This window comes from Thermobacillus xylanilyticus, assembly GCF_907165215.1.
Taxonomy (GTDB): domain Bacteria; phylum Bacillota; class Bacilli; order Paenibacillales; family Paenibacillaceae; genus Thermobacillus; species Thermobacillus xylanilyticus.
Genome location: NZ_CAJRAY010000026.1, coordinates 59,054 through 78,227, shown reverse-complemented (window position 1 = coordinate 78,227; position 19,174 = coordinate 59,054). Strand labels below are relative to the sequence as shown.

At 63.5% G+C, this 19,174-nt stretch carries 17 protein-coding genes and 1 pseudogene; 13 read left to right on the top strand and 5 right to left on the bottom strand.

What is annotated here, in order from left to right:
* Positions 1-169: pseudogene (locus KJQ12_RS19570) on the bottom strand (L-arabinose isomerase); the annotation flags it as partial.
* Between KJQ12_RS19570 and KJQ12_RS06090 the strand changes: the two are divergent.
* The 4 genes from KJQ12_RS06090 to KJQ12_RS06075 all read left to right on the top strand — a co-directional run bounded on the left by KJQ12_RS06090 (position 163) and on the right by KJQ12_RS06075 (position 3,415).
* Complete coding sequence (locus KJQ12_RS06090; RefSeq protein WP_213483898.1) at positions 163-444, top strand: DoxX family protein; 282 nt, start codon at positions 163-165, stop codon at positions 442-444. The pseudogene KJQ12_RS19570 and the gene KJQ12_RS06090 overlap by 7 nt on opposite strands.
* A gap of 85 nt (positions 445-529) precedes the next feature.
* Complete coding sequence (locus KJQ12_RS06085) at positions 530-1,513, top strand: stalk domain-containing protein (protein ID WP_213483897.1); 984 nt, start codon at positions 530-532, stop codon at positions 1,511-1,513.
* A 187-nt stretch (positions 1,514-1,700) separates the two neighbouring features.
* Positions 1,701-2,804, top strand: a complete 1,104-nt coding sequence (locus tag KJQ12_RS06080; protein WP_213483896.1) for a glycosyltransferase family 2 protein — start codon at positions 1,701-1,703, stop codon at positions 2,802-2,804.
* A complete protein-coding gene (locus KJQ12_RS06075) occupies positions 2,804-3,415 on the top strand; it encodes a glycerol-3-phosphate acyltransferase (RefSeq protein ID WP_244860457.1) in 612 nt (203 codons plus the stop codon). Before KJQ12_RS06080 ends, KJQ12_RS06075 begins: the two co-directional genes overlap by 1 nt.
* Here the strand turns inward: KJQ12_RS06075 and KJQ12_RS06070 are convergent.
* Together KJQ12_RS06070 and KJQ12_RS06065 are read right to left on the bottom strand one after the other, a co-directional pair.
* A complete protein-coding gene (locus KJQ12_RS06070; RefSeq protein ID WP_213483894.1) occupies positions 3,360-4,364 on the bottom strand; it encodes an alpha/beta fold hydrolase in 1,005 nt (334 codons plus the stop codon). The genes KJQ12_RS06075 and KJQ12_RS06070 overlap by 56 nt on opposite strands.
* A gap of 87 nt (positions 4,365-4,451) precedes the next feature.
* Positions 4,452-5,234, bottom strand: a complete 783-nt coding sequence (locus tag KJQ12_RS06065) for a TetR/AcrR family transcriptional regulator (protein ID WP_213483893.1) — start codon at positions 5,232-5,234, stop codon at positions 4,452-4,454.
* A 220-nt stretch (positions 5,235-5,454) separates the two neighbouring features.
* Here KJQ12_RS06065 and KJQ12_RS06060 point away from each other — a divergent pair, with 220 nt between their 5' ends.
* A complete protein-coding gene (locus KJQ12_RS06060) occupies positions 5,455-5,793 on the top strand; it encodes a carboxymuconolactone decarboxylase family protein (protein ID WP_213483892.1) in 339 nt (112 codons plus the stop codon).
* 70 nt (positions 5,794-5,863) lie between these two features.
* Here KJQ12_RS06060 and KJQ12_RS06055 read toward each other — a convergent pair whose 3' ends face one another.
* Together KJQ12_RS06055 and KJQ12_RS06050 are read right to left on the bottom strand one after the other, a co-directional pair.
* Positions 5,864-6,289: an SRPBCC family protein gene (locus KJQ12_RS06055; protein WP_213483891.1), complete on the bottom strand. Its 426-nt coding sequence runs from the start codon at positions 6,287-6,289 to the stop codon at positions 5,864-5,866.
* 71 nt (positions 6,290-6,360) lie between these two features.
* Positions 6,361-7,317, bottom strand: coding sequence for a sigma-70 family RNA polymerase sigma factor (locus KJQ12_RS06050; RefSeq protein ID WP_213483890.1), 957 nt, complete (start codon positions 7,315-7,317; stop codon positions 6,361-6,363).
* 239 nt (positions 7,318-7,556) lie between these two features.
* Between KJQ12_RS06050 and KJQ12_RS06045 the strand changes: the two genes are divergently transcribed.
* From KJQ12_RS06045 to KJQ12_RS06010, 8 genes are all read left to right on the top strand, one after another.
* The gene (locus KJQ12_RS06045) at positions 7,557-8,219 is read left to right on the top strand and encodes a DUF998 domain-containing protein (protein ID WP_213483889.1); all 663 of its coding nucleotides are present in this window, start codon (positions 7,557-7,559) and stop codon (positions 8,217-8,219) included.
* A gap of 157 nt (positions 8,220-8,376) precedes the next feature.
* The gene (locus KJQ12_RS06040; RefSeq protein WP_213483888.1) at positions 8,377-10,257 is read left to right on the top strand and encodes a sensor histidine kinase; all 1,881 of its coding nucleotides are present in this window, start codon (positions 8,377-8,379) and stop codon (positions 10,255-10,257) included.
* Positions 10,254-11,873, top strand: coding sequence for a response regulator (locus tag KJQ12_RS06035; RefSeq protein ID WP_213483887.1), 1,620 nt, complete (start codon positions 10,254-10,256; stop codon positions 11,871-11,873). The genes KJQ12_RS06040 and KJQ12_RS06035 overlap by 4 nt, the downstream gene beginning before the upstream one ends.
* A 132-nt stretch (positions 11,874-12,005) precedes the next feature.
* On the top strand, positions 12,006-13,742 hold the full coding sequence (locus KJQ12_RS06030) for an extracellular solute-binding protein (protein WP_015256156.1): 1,737 nt from the start codon (positions 12,006-12,008) through the stop codon (positions 13,740-13,742).
* Positions 13,743-13,890: 148 nt separating this feature from the next.
* On the top strand, positions 13,891-14,787 hold the full coding sequence (locus tag KJQ12_RS06025; protein WP_015256155.1) for an ABC transporter permease: 897 nt from the start codon (positions 13,891-13,893) through the stop codon (positions 14,785-14,787).
* 12 nt (positions 14,788-14,799) lie between these two features.
* Positions 14,800-15,678: a carbohydrate ABC transporter permease gene (locus tag KJQ12_RS06020; protein WP_213483886.1), complete on the top strand. Its 879-nt coding sequence runs from the start codon at positions 14,800-14,802 to the stop codon at positions 15,676-15,678.
* A gap of 10 nt (positions 15,679-15,688) precedes the next feature.
* Positions 15,689-16,726 carry a glycoside hydrolase family 53 protein gene (locus tag KJQ12_RS06015; RefSeq protein ID WP_213483885.1) on the top strand — a complete coding sequence of 346 codons (1,038 nt, stop codon included), beginning with the start codon at positions 15,689-15,691 and terminating at the stop codon, positions 16,724-16,726.
* Between the two features lie 5 nt (positions 16,727-16,731).
* Complete coding sequence (locus KJQ12_RS06010) at positions 16,732-18,825, top strand: beta-galactosidase (protein ID WP_213483974.1); 2,094 nt, start codon at positions 16,732-16,734, stop codon at positions 18,823-18,825.
* The last annotated feature ends 349 nt before the right edge of the window (positions 18,826-19,174 follow it).

Below are 19,174 nucleotides of genomic sequence, written 5' to 3'. Positions count from 1 at the left end.
CCATCCGGGCCGGCGGCTCCTTGCCGCCGATGCCGAGCGGATGCACTTCGATGCGCGGCCGGTCCGCCGCGATCGTCGGGCATACCTCGAGCATGTGCGCGCCGAGCACGAGCTCGTTGCCCGGCTCCAGATGATACGTGTAGTCCTCCATGAACGGCCGACTTGATCCGCATGGTACCGCCGGCCTTTCCGAAGCCGGAGCTGCTCGTCACGCTTACCGGCTGGCTCGAAATTATCGGCGCGGTCGGGATTGTGATTCCCGCTGTGTCTCCGTATGCCGCCGTCGGCCTGGCGCTGCTTCTTGCGGCCATGTTTCCGGCGAATGTCCATGCGGCGCGCAGACGCCTGACGCTGTCCGGGAAGCCGGCAACCCCTCTTCTACCGCGAACCTTGCTGCAGCTCGTATTTTTGGCAGCCGTTCTGCTTGCGGGATTTATGAAGTGATGCACGACGGCCGATATCCTATAATGAAGAAGAAGCCTGGCGGCATGACCGACAGCGCATACGACGGAAGACAGAGAGGTGCCGGATGAAGAAAAACATTTCGCTCCTGTTGTTGGCGGTGTTCTTGCTCCAGACTGCCGTGGTTGCGGCGGCGGAGCCGGAAGACGCGGGGTATGATGCATCGAAGCTGTTCTATTTGGCCGATGAAAGCACGGGTTACCAGATTTATTTCCCGCATTACGCCGGGAGCGATCCCGCCGTACTGTCGGTCAATGGCGAAGCGTTCGAAATCGAGCTGAATTACTTCGACTATCCGGAAGGCGACGGCGATGTGCGCTTGTTCGAGGTCATCACGTCGGACCCGGATGCCCGCTATCTCGATATCCTGATCAGCGACGAGTCCGGACAGTGGTATGCGGCGGAATGGAAAGGGCTGGAGCTGAGCGGCGGGAAGGCAACCGTCTCGGTAAGCCGCAGCATCTGGGAAATGAATTTTCAGGAAGAGATGCTGCATGTCGACATCTATTCGTACAACCGGGACGGCGAGCTGCTGTGGCATTTCCTTGATCTGTACATCATGTTCACGGATTGGGGGGAAGCGGAACAGGAACCGCAGGCTCCCGAGGAAGAAGATCGAGAGGTCCTGGCCTTGCCGCAGACGGCGAACGTGACGGTGGACGGCAAGACGGTTACCTTCGATGCCTACGCGATCAACGGCAACCTCTACTTGAAGCTGCGCGATCTTGCCATGGTGCTGAGCGGGACCGGGAAGCCGTTCGAGGTGAAATGGGACGGCGCGCGCAACGCCATCAGCCTCATTTCCGGCGAAGCCTACACGCCCGTCGGCGGAGAACTCGCCGTATCGGACAACCGGATGGCCGCAACCGCGGCGCCGAACCGTTCGAAGATCTATGTGGACGGACGGGAAATGCAGTTTACGGCATACACGATCGGCGGCAACAACTACTTCAAGCTCCGCGACATCGCGCGGACGTTCAACATCGGCGTCACGTGGGATGCCGCGGCCAAGATGGTCGGCCTGGATACGCAGCAGGATTATACGGAATAATTCGGATGAAAAGACGGTGCCGAAAACGGGAGGCGCCGTCTTTCGTTTGCCTGCGCTTGTGCCCGCACTTGCGAAGGGTTCCCGGAATAACAATGGATTTGATACAATATTTGTATTCCATCCGTGTTCCGTTTTACGGTTTGGCAGCGGTCAGCGCTTGAACATCCTGAAATGGGACGGTGGACAGATGAACTGGATGCTTGAAGCGGCAATCGGAGCAGTGCTTGCGGCGGGTCTGTGGGCGGGTTGGCGATTGTTCGACAAGAAACTTCTTCAAGCGCCTGCGGATTCATCGCCGGATGTTTTGCGGAAGACGGTGTCGGTGGTCATTCCGGCCCGCAACGAGGCGGCGAATCTGCCGCATCTGCTCGAGTCACTGCGCGACCAGACGCTGCCGCCCGTCGAAATCGTGGTGGTCGACGACGGTTCCGAGGACGGAACCGGGGAGGTTGCGGCCCGTCTCGGCGCGAGCGTCGTACGCCATGATGAACTGCCGCCGGGGTGGACGGGGAAGAACTGGGCGCTCTGGGAAGGTTTCCATCACACGACCGGGGACATCGTCGTCTTTCTGGACGCCGATGTGCGGCTGGCGCCCCGGGGGTTGGAAGCGCTTGCATCAGCAAGAGAGCAAACGGGAGGCGCCGTCTCGGTCGTCCCGTACCATGTCGTGCCGACGCCGGCCGAGAAGCTGTCGCTCGTGTTCAACATGCTCGGCATTTTCGTCTTCATGTCGCCTTATGAGGCGAACAACCCGCGCCAGGGGCTGTACGGCCCCTGCATTGTGATCTCGCGCGCCGATTACCTGCGGGCGGGCGGCCATGCCGGCATCCGCTCCGAGGTCATCGACGACCTGGCGCTCGGCGCGCGCTGCAAGGCAACGGGTGTTCCGCTCGTTCATTATCTCGGCGGCGATCTGGTCTCTTATCGCATGTATCCCGGGGGTATCCGCCAAGCCGCCGAAGGATTCGCGAAGAGCGCGGTGCCAAGCATGGCCGTCGTGAGCCGGATGACGGTGCTCCTGTGCGCGCTGTGGATGATCGGCATGTTCTTGACGAGTCTCTTCTTCTGGCTGGATTGGGTGCTTGCGGCCGGCTTCATCCTCTATGCGGCGCAGCTGTACCGAATGTCGCGGGTTGCGGGGACGTTCGGCCTGCTCATGCCGGTGCTGCATCTCTTCCCTTCGCTGTTCTTTGCCGCCGTCATGCTGTATTCGCTCTATCAGACGGCATGGCTCGGCCGCGTCACCTGGAAAGGCCGGCAAATCCAACTGGGAAGCGGGAGGGACGCATGATGGCGCTCGGGCTCTGGTTCATCCTCGGTTTCCTGTCCGGGTCCGTCATGTACGCCCATCTGCTCGGGAAAATCGCCCGCGTCGACCTGCGCGCCATCGGCGACGGCAATCCCGGCGCGTTCAATCTGTGGCAGGCGGCCGGGTACCGTTTCGGGCTGCTGGCCGTCATCCTCGATTTTCTCAAAGGGTTCGTTCCCGTCGCGGTATGCCTGCAGACCGGCGTCATCCACCCGGACGATCCGGCGCTCATTCCGATCGCCGCCGCGCCGGTGCTCGGCCACCTGTTCTCGCCGTTCCTCCGTTTTCGCGGCGGCAAGGGAATCGCCGTCACCTTCGGCGTCTGGAGCGCGCTCACGGCGTTCGAAGTGACGTTGGTCTACGCCGTCATCCTGGCCGTGCTGCTCGTGGTCGGCCGCGCGCTCAACGGCTGGCGCCCGGTCTCGTCCGAGGCGGACAGCTTCCAGGTCGTCATCGGCATGTTCGCCGTCTCCGTCTGGCTGCATCAGCGCTCGTATCCCGCCGCCATCTTCTGGGGCTGGTGCGCGAACATCGCGCTCATGATCTGGGCTCACCGCACCGGGCTCCGCGTGTTTCTGAAGAAATGGATTTGACCGCCGCGGCCCCGGACAGTTCCCGCGCCCTGTCGATCGCCTCGAGCGCCAGCTCCGGATGAAGCTGCGGAATCATGTGCGCGACATGCGGGATTTCCCTCAGCTCGGCATGGGGGATATCCCGTCTCAGCCGGGCGGCCTGTTCCCGGGTCCCGAACGGATCTTCCCCGCCGACGACGATGACGACCGGGCAGCGGATCTCGCGATAACGCCGGCCGGCCTCCAGCGCGGCGGACGGGAACGCGAGAATGTCTTCCCGGTTCGCCCGGAACTGGCCGGGCCGGAGCCATAGCGCCAGCGCCGCTTCCCGGTACCCTTCCGGCGCCGGTTCGGGGGCGAACGTCTGCCTGACCGAAGAGCGGGCGAGCGCCGTGCCGAGCGGACTTCCCGGCACCGTGTTCAGGAAGATCGTTCCGACCACGGGCGCGGTGGCCAAACGGGAGATTGGGTCGCCGTTCTCCGCGGGATAGCCCTCCTTGTACATCGCCCCTGCAAGCGTGACGACACCGGACACGTCGTCCGGATAGTGAAGCGCGTAGGTCAGCGCCAGCAGCCCGCTCCAGGAATGGCCGACGATGATCGGCTTTTCCACGCCCATCTGCTTCAGCGCGCCGTGAATGAGCCTCGCCTGGTCGGCCGGCGTCGTCCGCGGCGGCCGCTCGCTGTAGCCGTAGCCCGGGCGGTCGAACGCGATGGCCTCATACCCGCAGGCCGCGGCCCGTTCCACCACCTGTTCAAAATCGTTCGCCCACAGTACTCCGCCATGCAGCAGCACGACCGGCGTTCCCTCGCCTTTGCGGATATAGTGCAGCCTCGTCCCTTCGACGGTAATGAACGATCCGGCCGGAGGAAAAGCGGCCTCCGCCTGTGCGGAACGGATGCGGTTGTACAGCAGCATCGCCGCGATCAAGCCGGTCAGCAGGATGACCGTAAGCAGTACCATCCACATGGGGATCCTCCTCTTCAGGCATTCTTTTAAGTATGTGATTAACATACCAATTGGTATGTTTAAACCGAATAAAATGCCGCAAAAAATCTACGATCTTTGCGGCGTCATTCCTTGCCAGAGCAGACGGGCCATCGTCCGGAACAGCTCTTTCGACCGGACGCGTTCGGGATCGATCAGCCATTCCACGACCAGCCCTTTCAGCAGCGCGTCGACCATGAGGGCGACCGCTTGCGGATCGAGGTCGGGCCGGATCCATCCTCTGCGCTGAATTTCCTGCATGTAAGCGGACGCTCCGTCCAGCATCAGGCCGTGCACCTTCCGCAGCCGCTCGCGCACTTCCGGCTCCCGGCTTGACGTGACGAATTCCAGAAACAGCATCGGGCGGCCGTCTTCCTCGCCGGGGAGGCAGAGCTGGGAGGCCAGCCAATCCGCCAGCGCGGCTTCGGGGTCCGCGGACTGCAGCGTCTGGTCGAGCTGACGGGGCAGCAGCCGCAGTTGCCGGTTCAGGTGATGATCCAGAATGGCGAGGAACAGATCCTGCTTGCTCGAGAAATGCCAGTACACCGCGCCTTTGGTCAGACCCGCCTCGGTGGCGACTTTGTCCAGCGACGTGTTGGGGTAGCCGAGCCGGGCGAACACGGCCGCCCCCGCCTCCAGGATGCGCGTGCGCGTATCCGCCGGCGGCGTCTCCAGCGCCGTCTGCAGGCGCTGCAGCCAGTTCCGCATGTCCTGCCGGCCCCCGAGATGCCTGCGCACGGCCGTCCAATGCACGCCGGCTTCCTTGGCGATGTCGGCATAGGTGATGCGATCATAAGGCCGTGTGCGGGCCAGCCGCTCCGCAGCTTCGACGACTTTGTCCCTGACGTTCAATCGCGCGCCTCCCAACCTGACCGGAATGTCAATTAAATACCGTTCGGTATGCAAATATAATATATAAAATTGAAGCGGCCTGTCAATTAAGGCGGCTTCCGTTTGCCGTCTCCTCCCGAATCAATTCGATCATCAGCCGGAACGGAATACGAGGACCGGACCTTCGGTAACGGTGTGGCGCAGATGCTGGAAATCGCGCAAGGGAAGGAGCGGGCGGCCCATGGCGCATCGGTTGATTCCTTCTAGCGTCCGGGAAACGTTCGGCGGGGTCGCGGACGCGTTCGCGGACTATACCGAACAGGTGCTGTTCGGCGACTTGTGGCGCCGGGAGCAGCTGTCCCTGCGCGACCGCAGCCTGCTGACGGTCTCCGCCTTGGTCGCGGGCGGCACGCCCGAGCAACTGCCGTTCCATCTGCGTCTTGCGCAGGAGAACGGGCTGAGCGGGGAAGAGCTGGCGGAAGCCATCACGCATCTGGCGTTCTACGCCGGATGGCCGCGTGCCGCGAATGCGCTGACGGTGCTGAGACAAGTGCTGGAATCGCAGCGGTCGGCCGAATAATGCGGCCGCCGTCCCCCCATGCACACACAGAAAAAGGGCGCCCCCCGGGGACGCCCTTTTTCGGATCGGCTCAGTGCTGCTCCGCGTGCCGTTTGAAATTGTCCAGGATGGATTGCCAGCCCGCCTGCTGAAATTCGAGGGGGTACGTGTTTTCGGCGTCGAACGTCTCCGTGATCTTCGTTTCATCCCCCTGCGCGGTGAACACGATGTCGACTCTTCGGCCGTCGCCCATCGTGAAGGAAATTTCCTCATGCTCCTTCACAACATCGTAGGTTCCGCCGAAGTCGAAGCCCGCGCTGCCGTCCTTCGCTTCCATCCGCACAATCAGCTTTCCGCCGGGGCGCAGATCGTTGATCGCGGACGGCGCATGCCAGTCATTCGAAGCGAAGCTCCAATGCGTGATGTGCTCCGGCTCGTTCCAATACTTCCAGACTTTCCCCACCGGGGCTTTGACGACCGTCTGCACCGTGATCCTCGTCCGGCTGTTCGTTGCCATGCTGAACGCTCCTTTCAAATTGGCGCTTTATTTGCGTTTTCACCACTATAGACGGAGCCGGCTCGCGGAATTCATCGGTCGAGCGGATCGGGAAGCCCGAACCGGGCAAACAAATTTCGATTGATAAAATTTTGAATGTGCAATATTTTGCCGTCTTTCATTTCAATGACGTGAATGCCCCAGGGAACCCGCGAGGACGATTCCGGGTCCGGCACGTACTGCGCGAGGGCGGGATACCCGCCGTTAACCGTGATCGGTATAAAACGGGAACCCTCGCAATGATGGCGCGTAAGCGCGAAGAACCGGGACAGATGGTCGCGGCCCTGCACCCACATCGTGAACGGCGGCATGGACATGCTGCCTTCTTCATGGAACAGCGAGACCAGCGCATCGATATCGAACCGTTCGAAGGCCTCCATGTACCGCGACAGCAGCTCGCGGTCGGGAGCGGACGATTCCGCGCTGAACGAGTGGGAGCGAAGCTGCGCCTGCTCCATCGTTCCCCTGGCTCTTTGCAGCGCGCTGTTCACCGCCGCGGCCGACATGTCCAGCGCATCGGCGATCTCTTTGGCGGACCATTCGAAGACGTCTTTCAGAATCAGGACCGCCCGCTGCCGGGGAGGCAGCGTCTGCAGCAGGGCAATGAAACAAAGCTGAAGGGTGTCTCTGCGAATGGCGGTCTCCTCCGGCTGGTCCGCGAACTCGGGAGCGGGCCAGACCCAGGACGTTTCCGGCAGCGTGTCGCGGGGCTCCGCGATTGTGACCGCCGGATCGTACACGTCGACGGGAAGCACGCGCCGTTTCGCCTGTCTCAATTTGTCCAGGCACAGGTTGGTGGCGATGCGGTAAACCCACGTTTTGAAGGAAGATTCCCCGCGAAACGTATCCCAGCGCTGCCATACGCGGATGCTTGTCTCCTGCACCGCGTCGTCGGCGTCATCCATGGAGCCGAGCATCCGGTAACAGTACGAGGTCAGCTCCGGCTTCAAGTCCTCCACCATCCGGAGGGCAAAGGCAAGTTCAATCATGGCACGGCCTCCCGTCATGTGAAAGGGTTACCAAACTCAGGGTTATTTTACTATGGAATGCATCCCGGAACCAGCGTTGTTTTTCGAAGAGCCGGAATGGCACGGTTTCTCCGGCCGTACCCCCGCAGCCGCCGCACACTGGACGCGGGTCCGGCCCGGAACCGGACCCGCGGTCGGTGCGTCTCCGGAATGATTCGGTTTAGATTGAAGCTGAATGTTCCATGACAGGAGGTATGTCTATGGCGCAACAACCGACCGGAAACAGGAGGCTTCAATGGCCGGACCGGTTCGGCGCGCTCGTCTGGCTGGCGGGAGTCGCGCTGTTTTTCGCCCTGCATCTCTATGCGGAGGCCGCGTGGAAGAATCCGGACTACAGCTGGGCGGCCAACAACATCAGCGACCTGGGCAACGTCTATTGCCAGCCCTGGGGCGATGACCGGCGCTTCGTCTGCTCGCCGCGGCACGATGCGATGAACGCGGGCTTCGTCATCCAGGGTGCGGCCATGCTCATCGGGCTTGCCGCGGTTTCCCTCCGGCGGGCGGGATCGGCGCGGACCTGGACGGCGGGCGCGCTACTGCTCGCGGCCGGCGCGGGCTGGATTCTCGCGGGAGTCTGGCCGGCCGACGTGAACGAAAACCGGCATGTGCTCGGCGCGCTGCTCATCATGATCCTGGGGAATATCGGGCTGGCGCTCGGTCCGGCCATGCCCGCGGAGCCGCGGCGGCTTCGGTGGACGGCGCCGGTTCTCGGCGCGGCCGGCATTGCCGGGGCGGCGCTCTTCTTCACCGGCAACGATCTCGGATGGGGCCTCGGCGGCATGGAGCGGGTCGCCGCTTACCCGATGCTGGCCTGGATGCTGATATCCGGCCTCGTGATATTGTTCGGGCGCCGGGCACATTGAAAAAACATCACAAAACTTGCATTTCCGCCCTATTCCAAAGCCGCAAGATCGTTTATTCTGAATAGAAAGGCCAGATAAACGGGAGGTTGCCCCGGGGATGTCCGGGCAGCCTCTTTTCGCCTTCCCGGGGCAAGCGACGACGGACGGTGGGAATGTCATGCCGAAGCACAATCTCTTCAAGAAGATCGCGCTGATTCTTTTCGCCCTGCTGGTGCCGATCGTGGCCCTGTACGTGCTGTCCAACCGGATCAGCACCGACGTGCTGCGGGACGAACTGAACGACTCGAACGCGAACCGTCTCGCGTTCTTCCAGCATCAGGCCGACACGACGATCCAGTCGATCGCGATGTGGCCGAACCTGCTCATGCACGACCCCGACATCACGGAACTCCGGCACACCTTCGAAAGCCCGGGCCCCGCGCTCGGGCTTGACCAGATCATGCTGGTAAAGCGCATTCAACGCAAGCTGAGCATCCAGGAGAACTCCTCCAACTGGAGCAGCACGCTGTCCATTTACTCGCCCGTGCTCGGCCGCGTGCTGACGAGCAGCAATGCGGCGCCCTACGATCCCGACGAACTGACCCGGCGGCTGAAGCCGGGTTGGCATGTGGAGCCGGCGGAGGGCGGGCGGTATCTTTTCTCGCTGTTCACCATTTCCCCGTACGTCACCGAGGACCGTCTGCACAACGTCAACCTCGTCATCGAAGTGCAATTCGACAGCTCCAATCTCGTCCACATGCTCGACCAGTTCAAAATCGGCGACCGCCGCGATCCGTTCTACTACGTGCCGGGCGTCGGCGCCGTCTACAACAGCACGGCGGACAACGCCGCTGCGGACAGGCTGGTGGAACTGCTCGAAGAAGAGGGAGAACTGTCCACGGGCAGCCGGACCGTCACCCTGGACGGCCAGCCGTACCTCGTCTATCTGCAGAAATCCGGCATCGCGGAATGGTATCTGATCGACTATATTCCGCTGGCGGAGGTCATGCAGCCGATCAAGCGGACGAACCTGCTGTTCTACGTATCCGTCGGCTCCCTGCTGCTGATGGGCTGCGTCATGGCCTACATTCTCTACGCCCAGGTGCAGTCGCCGCTGAAGCAGCTCGTGACGAGCTTCCAGCGGCTGAAGCTCGAAGATTACACCGTGCGACTGAAACCGCGCGGCAAGAGCGAGTTCGCGTTCGTCTTCCAGCGCTTCAACTCCATGGTGGAGCAGATCCAGGAACTGTTTAACCGGGTGTATCTGGAGCGGCTGCGCGTCCAGGAAGCCCGGCTGAAGCAGCTCCAGTCGCAGATCAACCCGCATTTTTTCCACAACAGCATCTCCTTCATCAGCAGCATGGCGAAAATGAAAAACTACCAGGCGATCATCGCGATGGCCGAGAACCTGTCGAGCTACTTCCGATACGCGACGCGCCAGGAGCGGGATTTCGTCACCTTGGAGGAGGAGCTGCAGTTCGTCGGCAGCTATCTGGAGATTCACAAGCTGCGCCGCAGCCGGCTGACGTTCACGATCGAACTGCCGTCCCGGCTGCGCCACCTGCACGTGCCGCCGCTGCTCATCCAGCCGCTCGCCGAGAACGCGGTGCGGCATGGAATCGAAGCGAACGGCGGCGAAGGGCTGATCCGCATCGCGGTCGGCGAAGCGGACGGCGTATGCCGCGTGACCGTGGACGACAACGGCAAGGGGCTGAATGAGGAGGCGCGCAGCCATCTGATGCGCCGGCTGGCCGAACCGATGGACGAGCGGGCCGGCTGCGGCCTCTGGAACGTGAATCAGCGGCTATATCTCCGTTACGGCCCGGACGCCGGAATGCGGATGGAGCCTTCCCCGCTCGGCGGGCTGCGGATCGTGCTGGAGTGGCGGCTCGCTGGCCATGCCGCCTCCGGCACGCCCGATGCGGTGACCGCCGCCGCCACCGACGCCGCGGCCAGCGCGGAGACCCCCGCGGCCGAATCTGCCGCGGACGAGGATGCATACGGCGAAGCCGCCCGTCCGATCCCCCATGTCCATGCGAAAGCGAGGGAACTGCCTTGATCGAACTGCTTCTGGTCGACGACGAGCCCTATATCATCGACAGCTTGAACGCGACGATTCCCTGGGAATCGCTCGGCATCAGCGAAGTGTGCGCCGCTTCCTCCGGGATCGAAGCGCTCCGCCTGCTCGAGGAGCGACCGATTGACATCCTCGTCACCGATATCCGGATGCCGGAGATGGACGGCCTCGAGCTGATTGAACAGGTGAACGCGCGCTGGCCGAACGTGCGCTGCCTGCTGCTCACCGGCTATTCCGACTTCGAATACGCGAAGCGGGCGATCCGTCTGCAGGCGTTCGACTATATCCTGAAGCCGGTGAACGACGAGGAGTTCATGCGCAGCATCGCGGGCGCCGTCGATTCGCTGCGCGACGAATGGGCCGAGGCCGAGCAGCTCCATCGGATGCGCTACCGCCTCAATTCGGACCGCTCGATCATCAGCGGCGATCTGATCCGCGGGCTGGCGCTCGGCAGGCCGTGGCCGCGGCGCCGGTTGGAGGACCGGCTCCGCGAGTACGGCATCCCGCTCGAGCCGGGCGGCATGGCGCTGCTCATGCTGGTGACGCTCGGCCGCCCGTTCGCCGATTACGATGCGGAATCGCTGTCCCTGATCGAGTACGCCGTCGGCAACATCGCCGAGGAAGTGTTCGCCCCGGGGTTCCGCGTCTGGCACGGCAAGGCGCCGCACGACGGCGTCATGCTGCTCGCCGCTCCGCGGGACGGGACGGCGGCCGGCGAGGCCGGGCTGCCGGTCAAGGCGCAGCTTGAGCCGCTCGCCCGCGAGTTCCACCGGCAGGTGCGCCATTATCTCAAGGGCGACATCTCCATCGTCATCTCGCCCTGGTTCGTGTTCCCCGACGAGCTGGCGGGCGCCTACCGCGCGGCGCTCACCGAGCTGTTCCGGCACCGGGAAGACGGCGGCGGACAGATCCTGTTTCAGGAGGAGGCGCCGCACGACCCGGCCGCCGTGACGACGCTCGAGAGCCTGTACCGGCCGCCGACGCTCATCCAATTGCTCGAGTCGCGGAACTGGCGGGCGGCCGCGGACAAAATCGGCGAGGTGTTCGACTCGCTGGAGCGGATGTCCGCCACCCGCGAGCACCTGTACGAAGCGTTCCTGTCGATCGCGAGCGCCTACTTGTACCTGGCACACAAGCGGGGCGTGCTGTTCCACCGGATTGACCGGTCGGGCCTCGATCCGCTGCTCGATCCCCCGCTGCTGCTTGCGGCGGACAAAGTGCGGGCCTGGGCGCTCGATACGCTGGACAGTCTGCGGCGGCAGCTTACGGAGAACGAGCGCGACATCAAGAGCCGCATCGTCCGGCAGGTGCAGGAGATGGTCATGGCCGAGACCGGGGACATCTCGGTCCGGTCGATCGCGGAGCGGGTGTACCTGCATCCCGTCTACCTGTCCAAGCTGTTCAAGAGCGAGACCGGCGAGAGCCTCGGCGACTACATCATCCGGGTCAAAATGGAGCGCGCCCGCTGGCTGCTTGCCCACACCAACCGCAAAATCTACGAGATCACGGCCGAGCTTGGCTACCAGAACCCGCAATATTTCAGCAAGATGTTCAAGAAGCATTTCGGCATGACACCGCTCGAATACCGCGAGCGTTAGCGGCCGTCAAATGATTGCCAAAGGTGCGGAAATGTTGACATCGCGCCATAGGTTCACCGAAGCCTCCTTCCTATAATGAAAAGCAGACACCGGCAAGGTGCATCATCCTTAAGGCGATTGGGGGAGGGAAACATGAAAACCGGCATGCGGAAATGGTGGTCCGCCGCGCTGGTCCTCGTGCTCGCGGCGGCGCTGATATCGGCTTGCGGCGGCTCGCGGGACAAGGGCGGCCCGGCGGAGGGCGGAGGATCGCAATCCCCGGCGTCTTCTGCATCTCCGAACGCAAGCTCGAATTCCGGTTCATCCGATGGGCAGGATGAAAACCCTTACAGAGACAAGTACGATCCGCCGGTCACGATTACGACGGTGTGGGGCGTGGACCCGGCGCTGCAGTTCAAGAACGGCGAGACGATCGAGAACAACGTCGCGACCCGGTGGGCGCTCGAGACGCTCGGCATCAAGGTCGAAACGCTCTGGTCGGTCACCGACACGAACAACGCGTTCGTCACGAAGATGCGCCTGGCCCTGGCGTCCGGCCAGCAGATGCCCGACGTCGTCACGATCGGCGACGAGCAGCTCGCCCACGATCTGATCGACTCCGGCCTGTTCCGCGAAGTCGGGTCGCTGTTCGACGCGTACGCGAACGAGAAATGGAAGCAGGCGATGGCGCTCGACCCGCACGTCTGGGATCCTTATATCCGCGACGGCAAGCGGATGGGCATCCCGGTGCTGGACTACGCCTACAACCACGACTACCTGCTCTGGATCCGGCAGGACTGGATGGACAAGCTGAACCTCGAGGCGCCGAAGACGCTGGACGACCTCGAGACGATCATGGACGCGTTCAAGCACCGGAATCCGGACGGCCTGTCGCCGGATCAGGTGACGCCGCTTTCCATCGGCTTCAAGAACACGTTCAACACGTGGATGGGCGATCCGTCCTGGGTGTTCGGCGCGTTCGGCACGATTCCGGAGCAATGGAACCTCGCGGAAGACGGCACGCTGGCATGGGGCTCGATCCATCCCGGCGCGAAGCAGGCGCTCGAGACGCTGAAGCGCTGGCGCGACCTGGGCTACATCCCGGCCGAAGCGGCGCTGTGGGACGAGAACAAGACGGCCGAACCGGCGGTGGCGGGCACGGCGGGCATCATTCCCGGTCCGTACTGGATGAGCGGCTGGCCGCTGCAGGATACGGAGAAGAACGTGCCGCACGCGGTCTGGAAGCCGTACCCGATTCCGGCCGGTCCGGACGGCAAGGCGGGCCGCCACGGCACCCGCTTCACGAACGGCGTGACGCTCATCAGCAAGGACGCGAAACATCCGGAAGCGCTGTTCACGTACCAGAACTACCTGTTCGAGCAGCTGGCCGATCCGGAGCCGGGCAGCCAGTGGGACATCGGGGTGTTCAAGGGGTACGACTACGACCTTGACGCCAGCGGCAACCCGATCTACGGGGACGACATTCCGGGCGGCCCGGTCAACATCAACCGCTACTGGCTCGTGCGGGACGGCGCGCGGATTCCGGACGCGCAGATGAAGGCGCTGCTTGCGCTGGCGGACGGCAAGGAACCCGAGACCCGGCTTGAAAAAGAAGTGAAGAACAACTACGGTCCGGAGACGCCGGCCGCCGCCAAGGTGCTCATGTCCCAGCCCGACATCTCGTACACGAACCTGTTCAGCGGTCCGCCGACGCCGACGATGACGTCGAAACTCGACTATCTGAAGAAGATCGAGCTTCAGACATTCAGCGAGATCATCTACGGACAGAAGAGCCTCGACGAGTTCGACAAATTCGTCCAGACGTGGAAAAGCTCCGGCGGCGACCAGATGACGAAAGAAGTCAACGATTGGTACAACCAGACGAAGTAAAAGACCGCAATGCAGACAGTTCCGCGTCCGCGCCCGGTCGGACCGGCTGCGGACGCGCGCGGAACCGGAGGCCTGAAGCCTCCGGTTCCCCTTCTTTCGCGATTCAAGCGGAGCGCCTGCAGCGCTTCGCAACGGGGAGGCAGAAGGGATGAGACCCACCTTGAGGCGGACCTGGCCGCTGCACCTCATGCTGCTGCCCGCGCTGGCGGGACTGGTCGTGTTCAACTATGTGCCGCTCGGCGGCATCGTCATGGCGTTCATGGACTATAAACCTTGGCTCGGCTTCGACCATTCGCCGTGGATCGGCCTGGATCATTTCCGCGCGTTGTTCGAGCGGGAGGACAGCCTGCAGGTCATCTGGAACACGCTGATCATTTCCGTATTCAAAATCGTCTTCAACCTGCTCGTGCCGTTGATTTTCGCGATTCTGCTGAACGAGGTGCGCATCCGGCTGCTGACCCGCACGATCCAGACGATGGTGTATCTGCCGCATTTTCTGTCCTGGGTCATTCTGGGCGGCATTCTGGTCAACTTCCTGTCGACGGACGGCGGTTTCGTCAACCGGGTGCTCGGAGCGATCGGGATCGGCCCGATCCCGTTCCTGATGCACGGCGACTGGTTCCGGTTCACGGTCATCGTCTCCGACGTCTGGAAAGAGTTCGGCTACGGCACGATCGTCTTCATCGCGGCGCTTGCGAACGTCGACCCGGCCCTGTACGAGGCGGCGGAGGTGGACGGCGCGAGCCGGTGGAAGCAGACGCTGCACATTACGATTCCGTCGCTCTTGCCGATGGCGATCGTCGTCGGGACGCTGTCGCTCGGGAACATTTTGAACGCCGGATTCGACCAGATCTTCAACCTGTACAACAGCATGGTGATGAACAAGGGCGATATCATCGACACGTTCGTCTACCGGACGGCGATCCTCGAAGGCAACTTCGGATTCGCCACCGCCGTCGGCCTGTTCAAGTCGGTCGTCAGCATGGTGCTCATCGTCGGGGCGTACCGGCTCGCTTACCAATACGCCAACTACCGGGTATTCTGAGGAGGGGGCGCCATGTACCACAAAACGTTGCCGTACCGCATCTTCAGCGTCTTCAATACCGCGTTCCTCTCGGCGCTCGCCGTCATCTGCGTCATTCCGCTCCTGCACGTGCTGGCCGTCTCGCTCAGTTCGAAGGCGGCGGCGGACGGCAACCTGGTCGGGCTGTGGCCGGTCGACTTTTCGCTCGAGGCGTACAAGGCGACGATCAACAACCCCTATTTTCTCGGTTCGGTCTGGATTTCCGTGATGCGGACCGTGCTCGGCACGGCGCTCATCCTGCTCGTCACCGTGCTCGCAGCGTATCCGCTGTCGAAGGAGACCCGCGAATTCCGCGGCCGGCCGGTGTACGCCTGGGCGTTCGTGTTCACGATGATTTTCAACGGCGGACTCGTGCCGTTCTACATTCTCATTCTGAAGCTCGGGCTGATGAACAAATTCGCGGTGCTCATCATTCCGGCGATGGTGAACGTCTGGCTGATCGTGCTCATGATGAACTTCTTCCGCGGCGTGCCGCGGGCGCTTGAGGAAGCGGCGTTCATTGACGGGGCGAGCCATTTCGGCGTCCTGTTCCGCATCTATCTGCCGCTGTCGCTGCCCGCGCTGGCGACGCTCGGGCTGTTCGCCGGCGTCTGGCACTGGAACTCGTGGTTCGACGGGCTGCTGTACCTGAGCCGGAAGGAAGACTATCCGCTCGCGACCTATCTGCAGACGGTCATCGTCTCGCGGGACATGAGCTCGATGAACTTCACGATCGAGGAGATGGAACTGCTCTCGCAGAAAACGATCAACGCGGCGCAAATTTTCATCGGGGCGCTGCCGGTACTGCTCGTGTACCCGTTCCTGCAGCGGTATTTCATCAAAGGGCTGGTGCTCGGCTCGGTGAAGGAGTGATCAAGGACCGATGTTCATCAAAGGCATGGACCTGTCGTTCGTCGACGAGGTGGAGGCGGCGGGCGGGGCGTATTTTGACGGAGACGTCCGGAGGGATCCGATTGATCTGATGGCCGATCTCGGCATGAATGCCGTGCGGCTGCGCATCTGGAACGATCCGCCGGGCGGCTTCTGCAATCTCGAGCGGACGCTCGCCATGGCCCGGCGCATCAAGGAGCGGGGGCTGCATTTTCTGCTCGATTTCCATTATTCCGACCGGTGGGCCGATCCGGCCAACCAATGGAAGCCCCGGTCGTGGGAAGGGCTGGACGCGGCCGGGCTTCGGGAGGCGGTGCGCCGGTACACGGCGGACGTGCTGTCCGCGTTCGCCATGCAGGGAACCGCGCCGGACATGGTGCAGATCGGCAACGAGGTGACGCCGGGAATGCTGTGGCCGGACGGACGCGTGGACGGGGAGCTTGACACGGATGCGCAGTGGCGCACGTTCGCGGGGCTGCTCCAGGCGGGCGCGTCCGCGGTGCGTTCCGTTTGTCCAGACGCCGGGGTGATGATCCACATCGACCGCGGCGGAGACTGGGAGGCGACGCGGAAGTTTTTCGGGAAGATGGAGGAACTCGGCGTCGATTACGACGTGATCGGCCAGTCGTTCTACACCTGGTGGCACGGGACGCTGGACGATCTGCGGCGCAACCTGGCGCTGACGGCGGAGACTTTCGGCAAGCCGATTGTGGTTGTGGAGACCGCCTATCCGTGGACGCTCGAGAAGCCGGACGATACGGGCTATATTCTGGAACGGGAAGACCAGCTCGCGCCGGGCTATCCGGCCAGCGCCCCCGGGCAGTCGGCCTATCTGAGGGATTTCATGCGAATCGTGCGCGAGACGCCGAATGGGCTCGGCGCCGGATTCTATTGGTGGGAGCCCGCGTGGATTCCGGCGAAGGCCATGTGGTCGGTCGGCCATCACAACAACTGGGCAAACCTGACGTTGTTCGATTATGAGGGGCGCAGGCTGGCCACGTGGGATGTTTTGCGGGAGGAGGAAACGTGATGCGCATGCTCAAACGATACCCGCCGGTCAGCGCCAAACTGCCGGTGCTCATGCACGGGGCGGACTATAATCCGGACCAATGGCTGCACGATCCGAAGGTGCTGGAGGAGGATGTGCGGCTGATGAAGCTGGCCGGCTGCAACGTGATGTCGGTCGGCATTTTCGCGTGGGCGGCGCTGGAGCCGGAAGAGGGGAGGTTCGAATTCGGCTGGCTGGATGATGTGATGGAGCGGTTGCACCGGAACGGCATTTACGTCTGGCTGGCGACGCCGAGCGGGGCGCGGCCGGCGTGGATGTCGCAGAAGTATCCGGAGGTGCTGCGCGTCGGGCCGAACCGGGTGCGCAATCTGCACGGGTTCCGCCACAACCATTGCTACACGTCGCCGGTGTACCGGGAGAAGACGGCGATCATGAACGCGAAGCTGGCGGAGCGGTACGCGCATCACCCGGCCGTCGTCGGCTGGCACGTGTCGAACGAGTACGGCGGCGAATGCCACTGCCCGCTGTGCCAGGAGGCGTTCCGCGCGTGGCTGCGGGCGAAGTACGGCTCGCTGGAGGCGTTGAACCGGGCGTGGTGGACAGCGTTTTGGTCGCACACCTACACCGACTGGGCGCAGATCGAGTCGCCCGCGCCGCACGGGGAACATCAGGTGCACGGGCACAATCTCGACTGGCGGCGGTTCGTGACGGCGCAGACGGCCGATTTTCTGCGGCATGAGGTGCGGCCTTTGAAGGCGGTGAATCCGGATCTGCCGGTGACGGCGAATTTGATGGAGCTGTATGACGGGCTGGATTACCGCGTGCTGGCCCGGGAGATGGACGTCGTCTCCTGGGACGCGTATCCGCTCTGGCACAAGCCCGGCCCTGACGGCGACGCGGACACCGCCTCGTGGTTCGCGATGAACCACGACCTGTTCCGGTCGTTGAAGGGCGGGCGGCCGTTCCTGCTCATGGAGAGCACGCCGAGCCTGACGAACTGGCAGCCGGTCAGCAAGCTGAAGCGGCCGGGCATGCACCGGCTGTCCTCCCTGCAGGCGGTGGCGCACGGCTCGGATTCGGTGCAGTATTTCCAGTGGCGGAAGAGCCGGGGGTCGAGCGAGAAGTTCCACGGCGCCGTCGTGGATCATGCCGGCCACGAGCATACCCGGGTGTTCCGCGATGTCGCGGAGCTGGGGGAGACGCTTCGGCGGCTGACGGACGTGCGCGGCTGCGCGGTGCCTGCGGAGGCGGCGATCGTGTTTGACTGGGACAACCGGTGGGCGATCCGGGACGCGCAGGGGCCGCGCAACGCCGGCATGGGGTACGAGCAGACGGTGCACACGCATTATCGCGCGCTGTGGGAGCTCGGGGTGCCGGTTGATGTGATCGGCTCGGAGGATGCGTTCGATGCTTCGCGATACAAGCTGATCATCGCGCCGATGCTGTACATGGTGAAGCCGGGCGTCGGCGAGAAGGTCGAGGCGTTCGTCGAGCAGGGCGGCACGTTCGTCGCGACGTACTGGTCGGGGATCGTCGACGAGAACGATCTTTGTTATCTCGGCGGGTTCCCGGGTCCTTTGCGGCATGTGCTCGGCATTTGGGCGGAGGAGATCGAGGGGCTGTACGACGAGGACCGGAACGGCTTGCGCATGAACGGTTTGGGCGCGGTCGAGCTGGGTCTGGCGGAAGGGCGGACGTACGAGATCCGCGAGCTGTGCGAACTCGTGCATGCGGAGTCCGCCGAGGAGCTGGCGGCATACACGGATGATTTCTACGCCGGGCGTCCGGCTCTGACCATGCGCCGGCTCGGCGCGGGGCGCGCGTACTATCTGGCCGGACGGGCGCAGCCGCCGTTCTACGATGACTTCTACGGCGGCCTGGTGAGGCGGCTGGGCGTCCGGCGCGCGCTTGAGGTTGATCTGCCGCGGGGCGTGACCGCGGGCGTGCGCACCGACGGCGAGCACGACTACGTGTTCGTGCAGAACTTCACCGGCGGGCCGGTGAAGCTGGCGCTCGACGCGCGCGAGTACATGGATATGGAGAGCGGCGCGGCGTACGCGCCCGGCAGCGCGCTGGAGCTGCCGGTGCACGGCGTGCGCGTGCTGCGGCGCCGCGCTTGAGCGGGCGCGGCTGAGCAGGCGCGGGCGCGGGTGACCGCCGACGGTACGGGAGGCCGTCGGCGCACCCTCCCGCGCCGCCGAGCCTTAACGGCATTCCATGCCGTTAAGGCATGCCCGGGCAAGGCGTCGGGGCGGCTAACGGCACGTGGTGCCGTTAATTGACCGTTCGGGCGTGGCAGCGTGCCCAATAACGGCACTTGGTGCCGTTACAGGCGGCTCGCGGCCGAAGCCTTCGTCCGAAAGAAGGAAATAACGGTACGTGGTGCCGTTAATTGACCGTTCGGGCGTAGCATCGTGCCCAATAACGGCACTTGGTGCCGTTACAGACGGGGCCTGGCCGCAAGCCAGC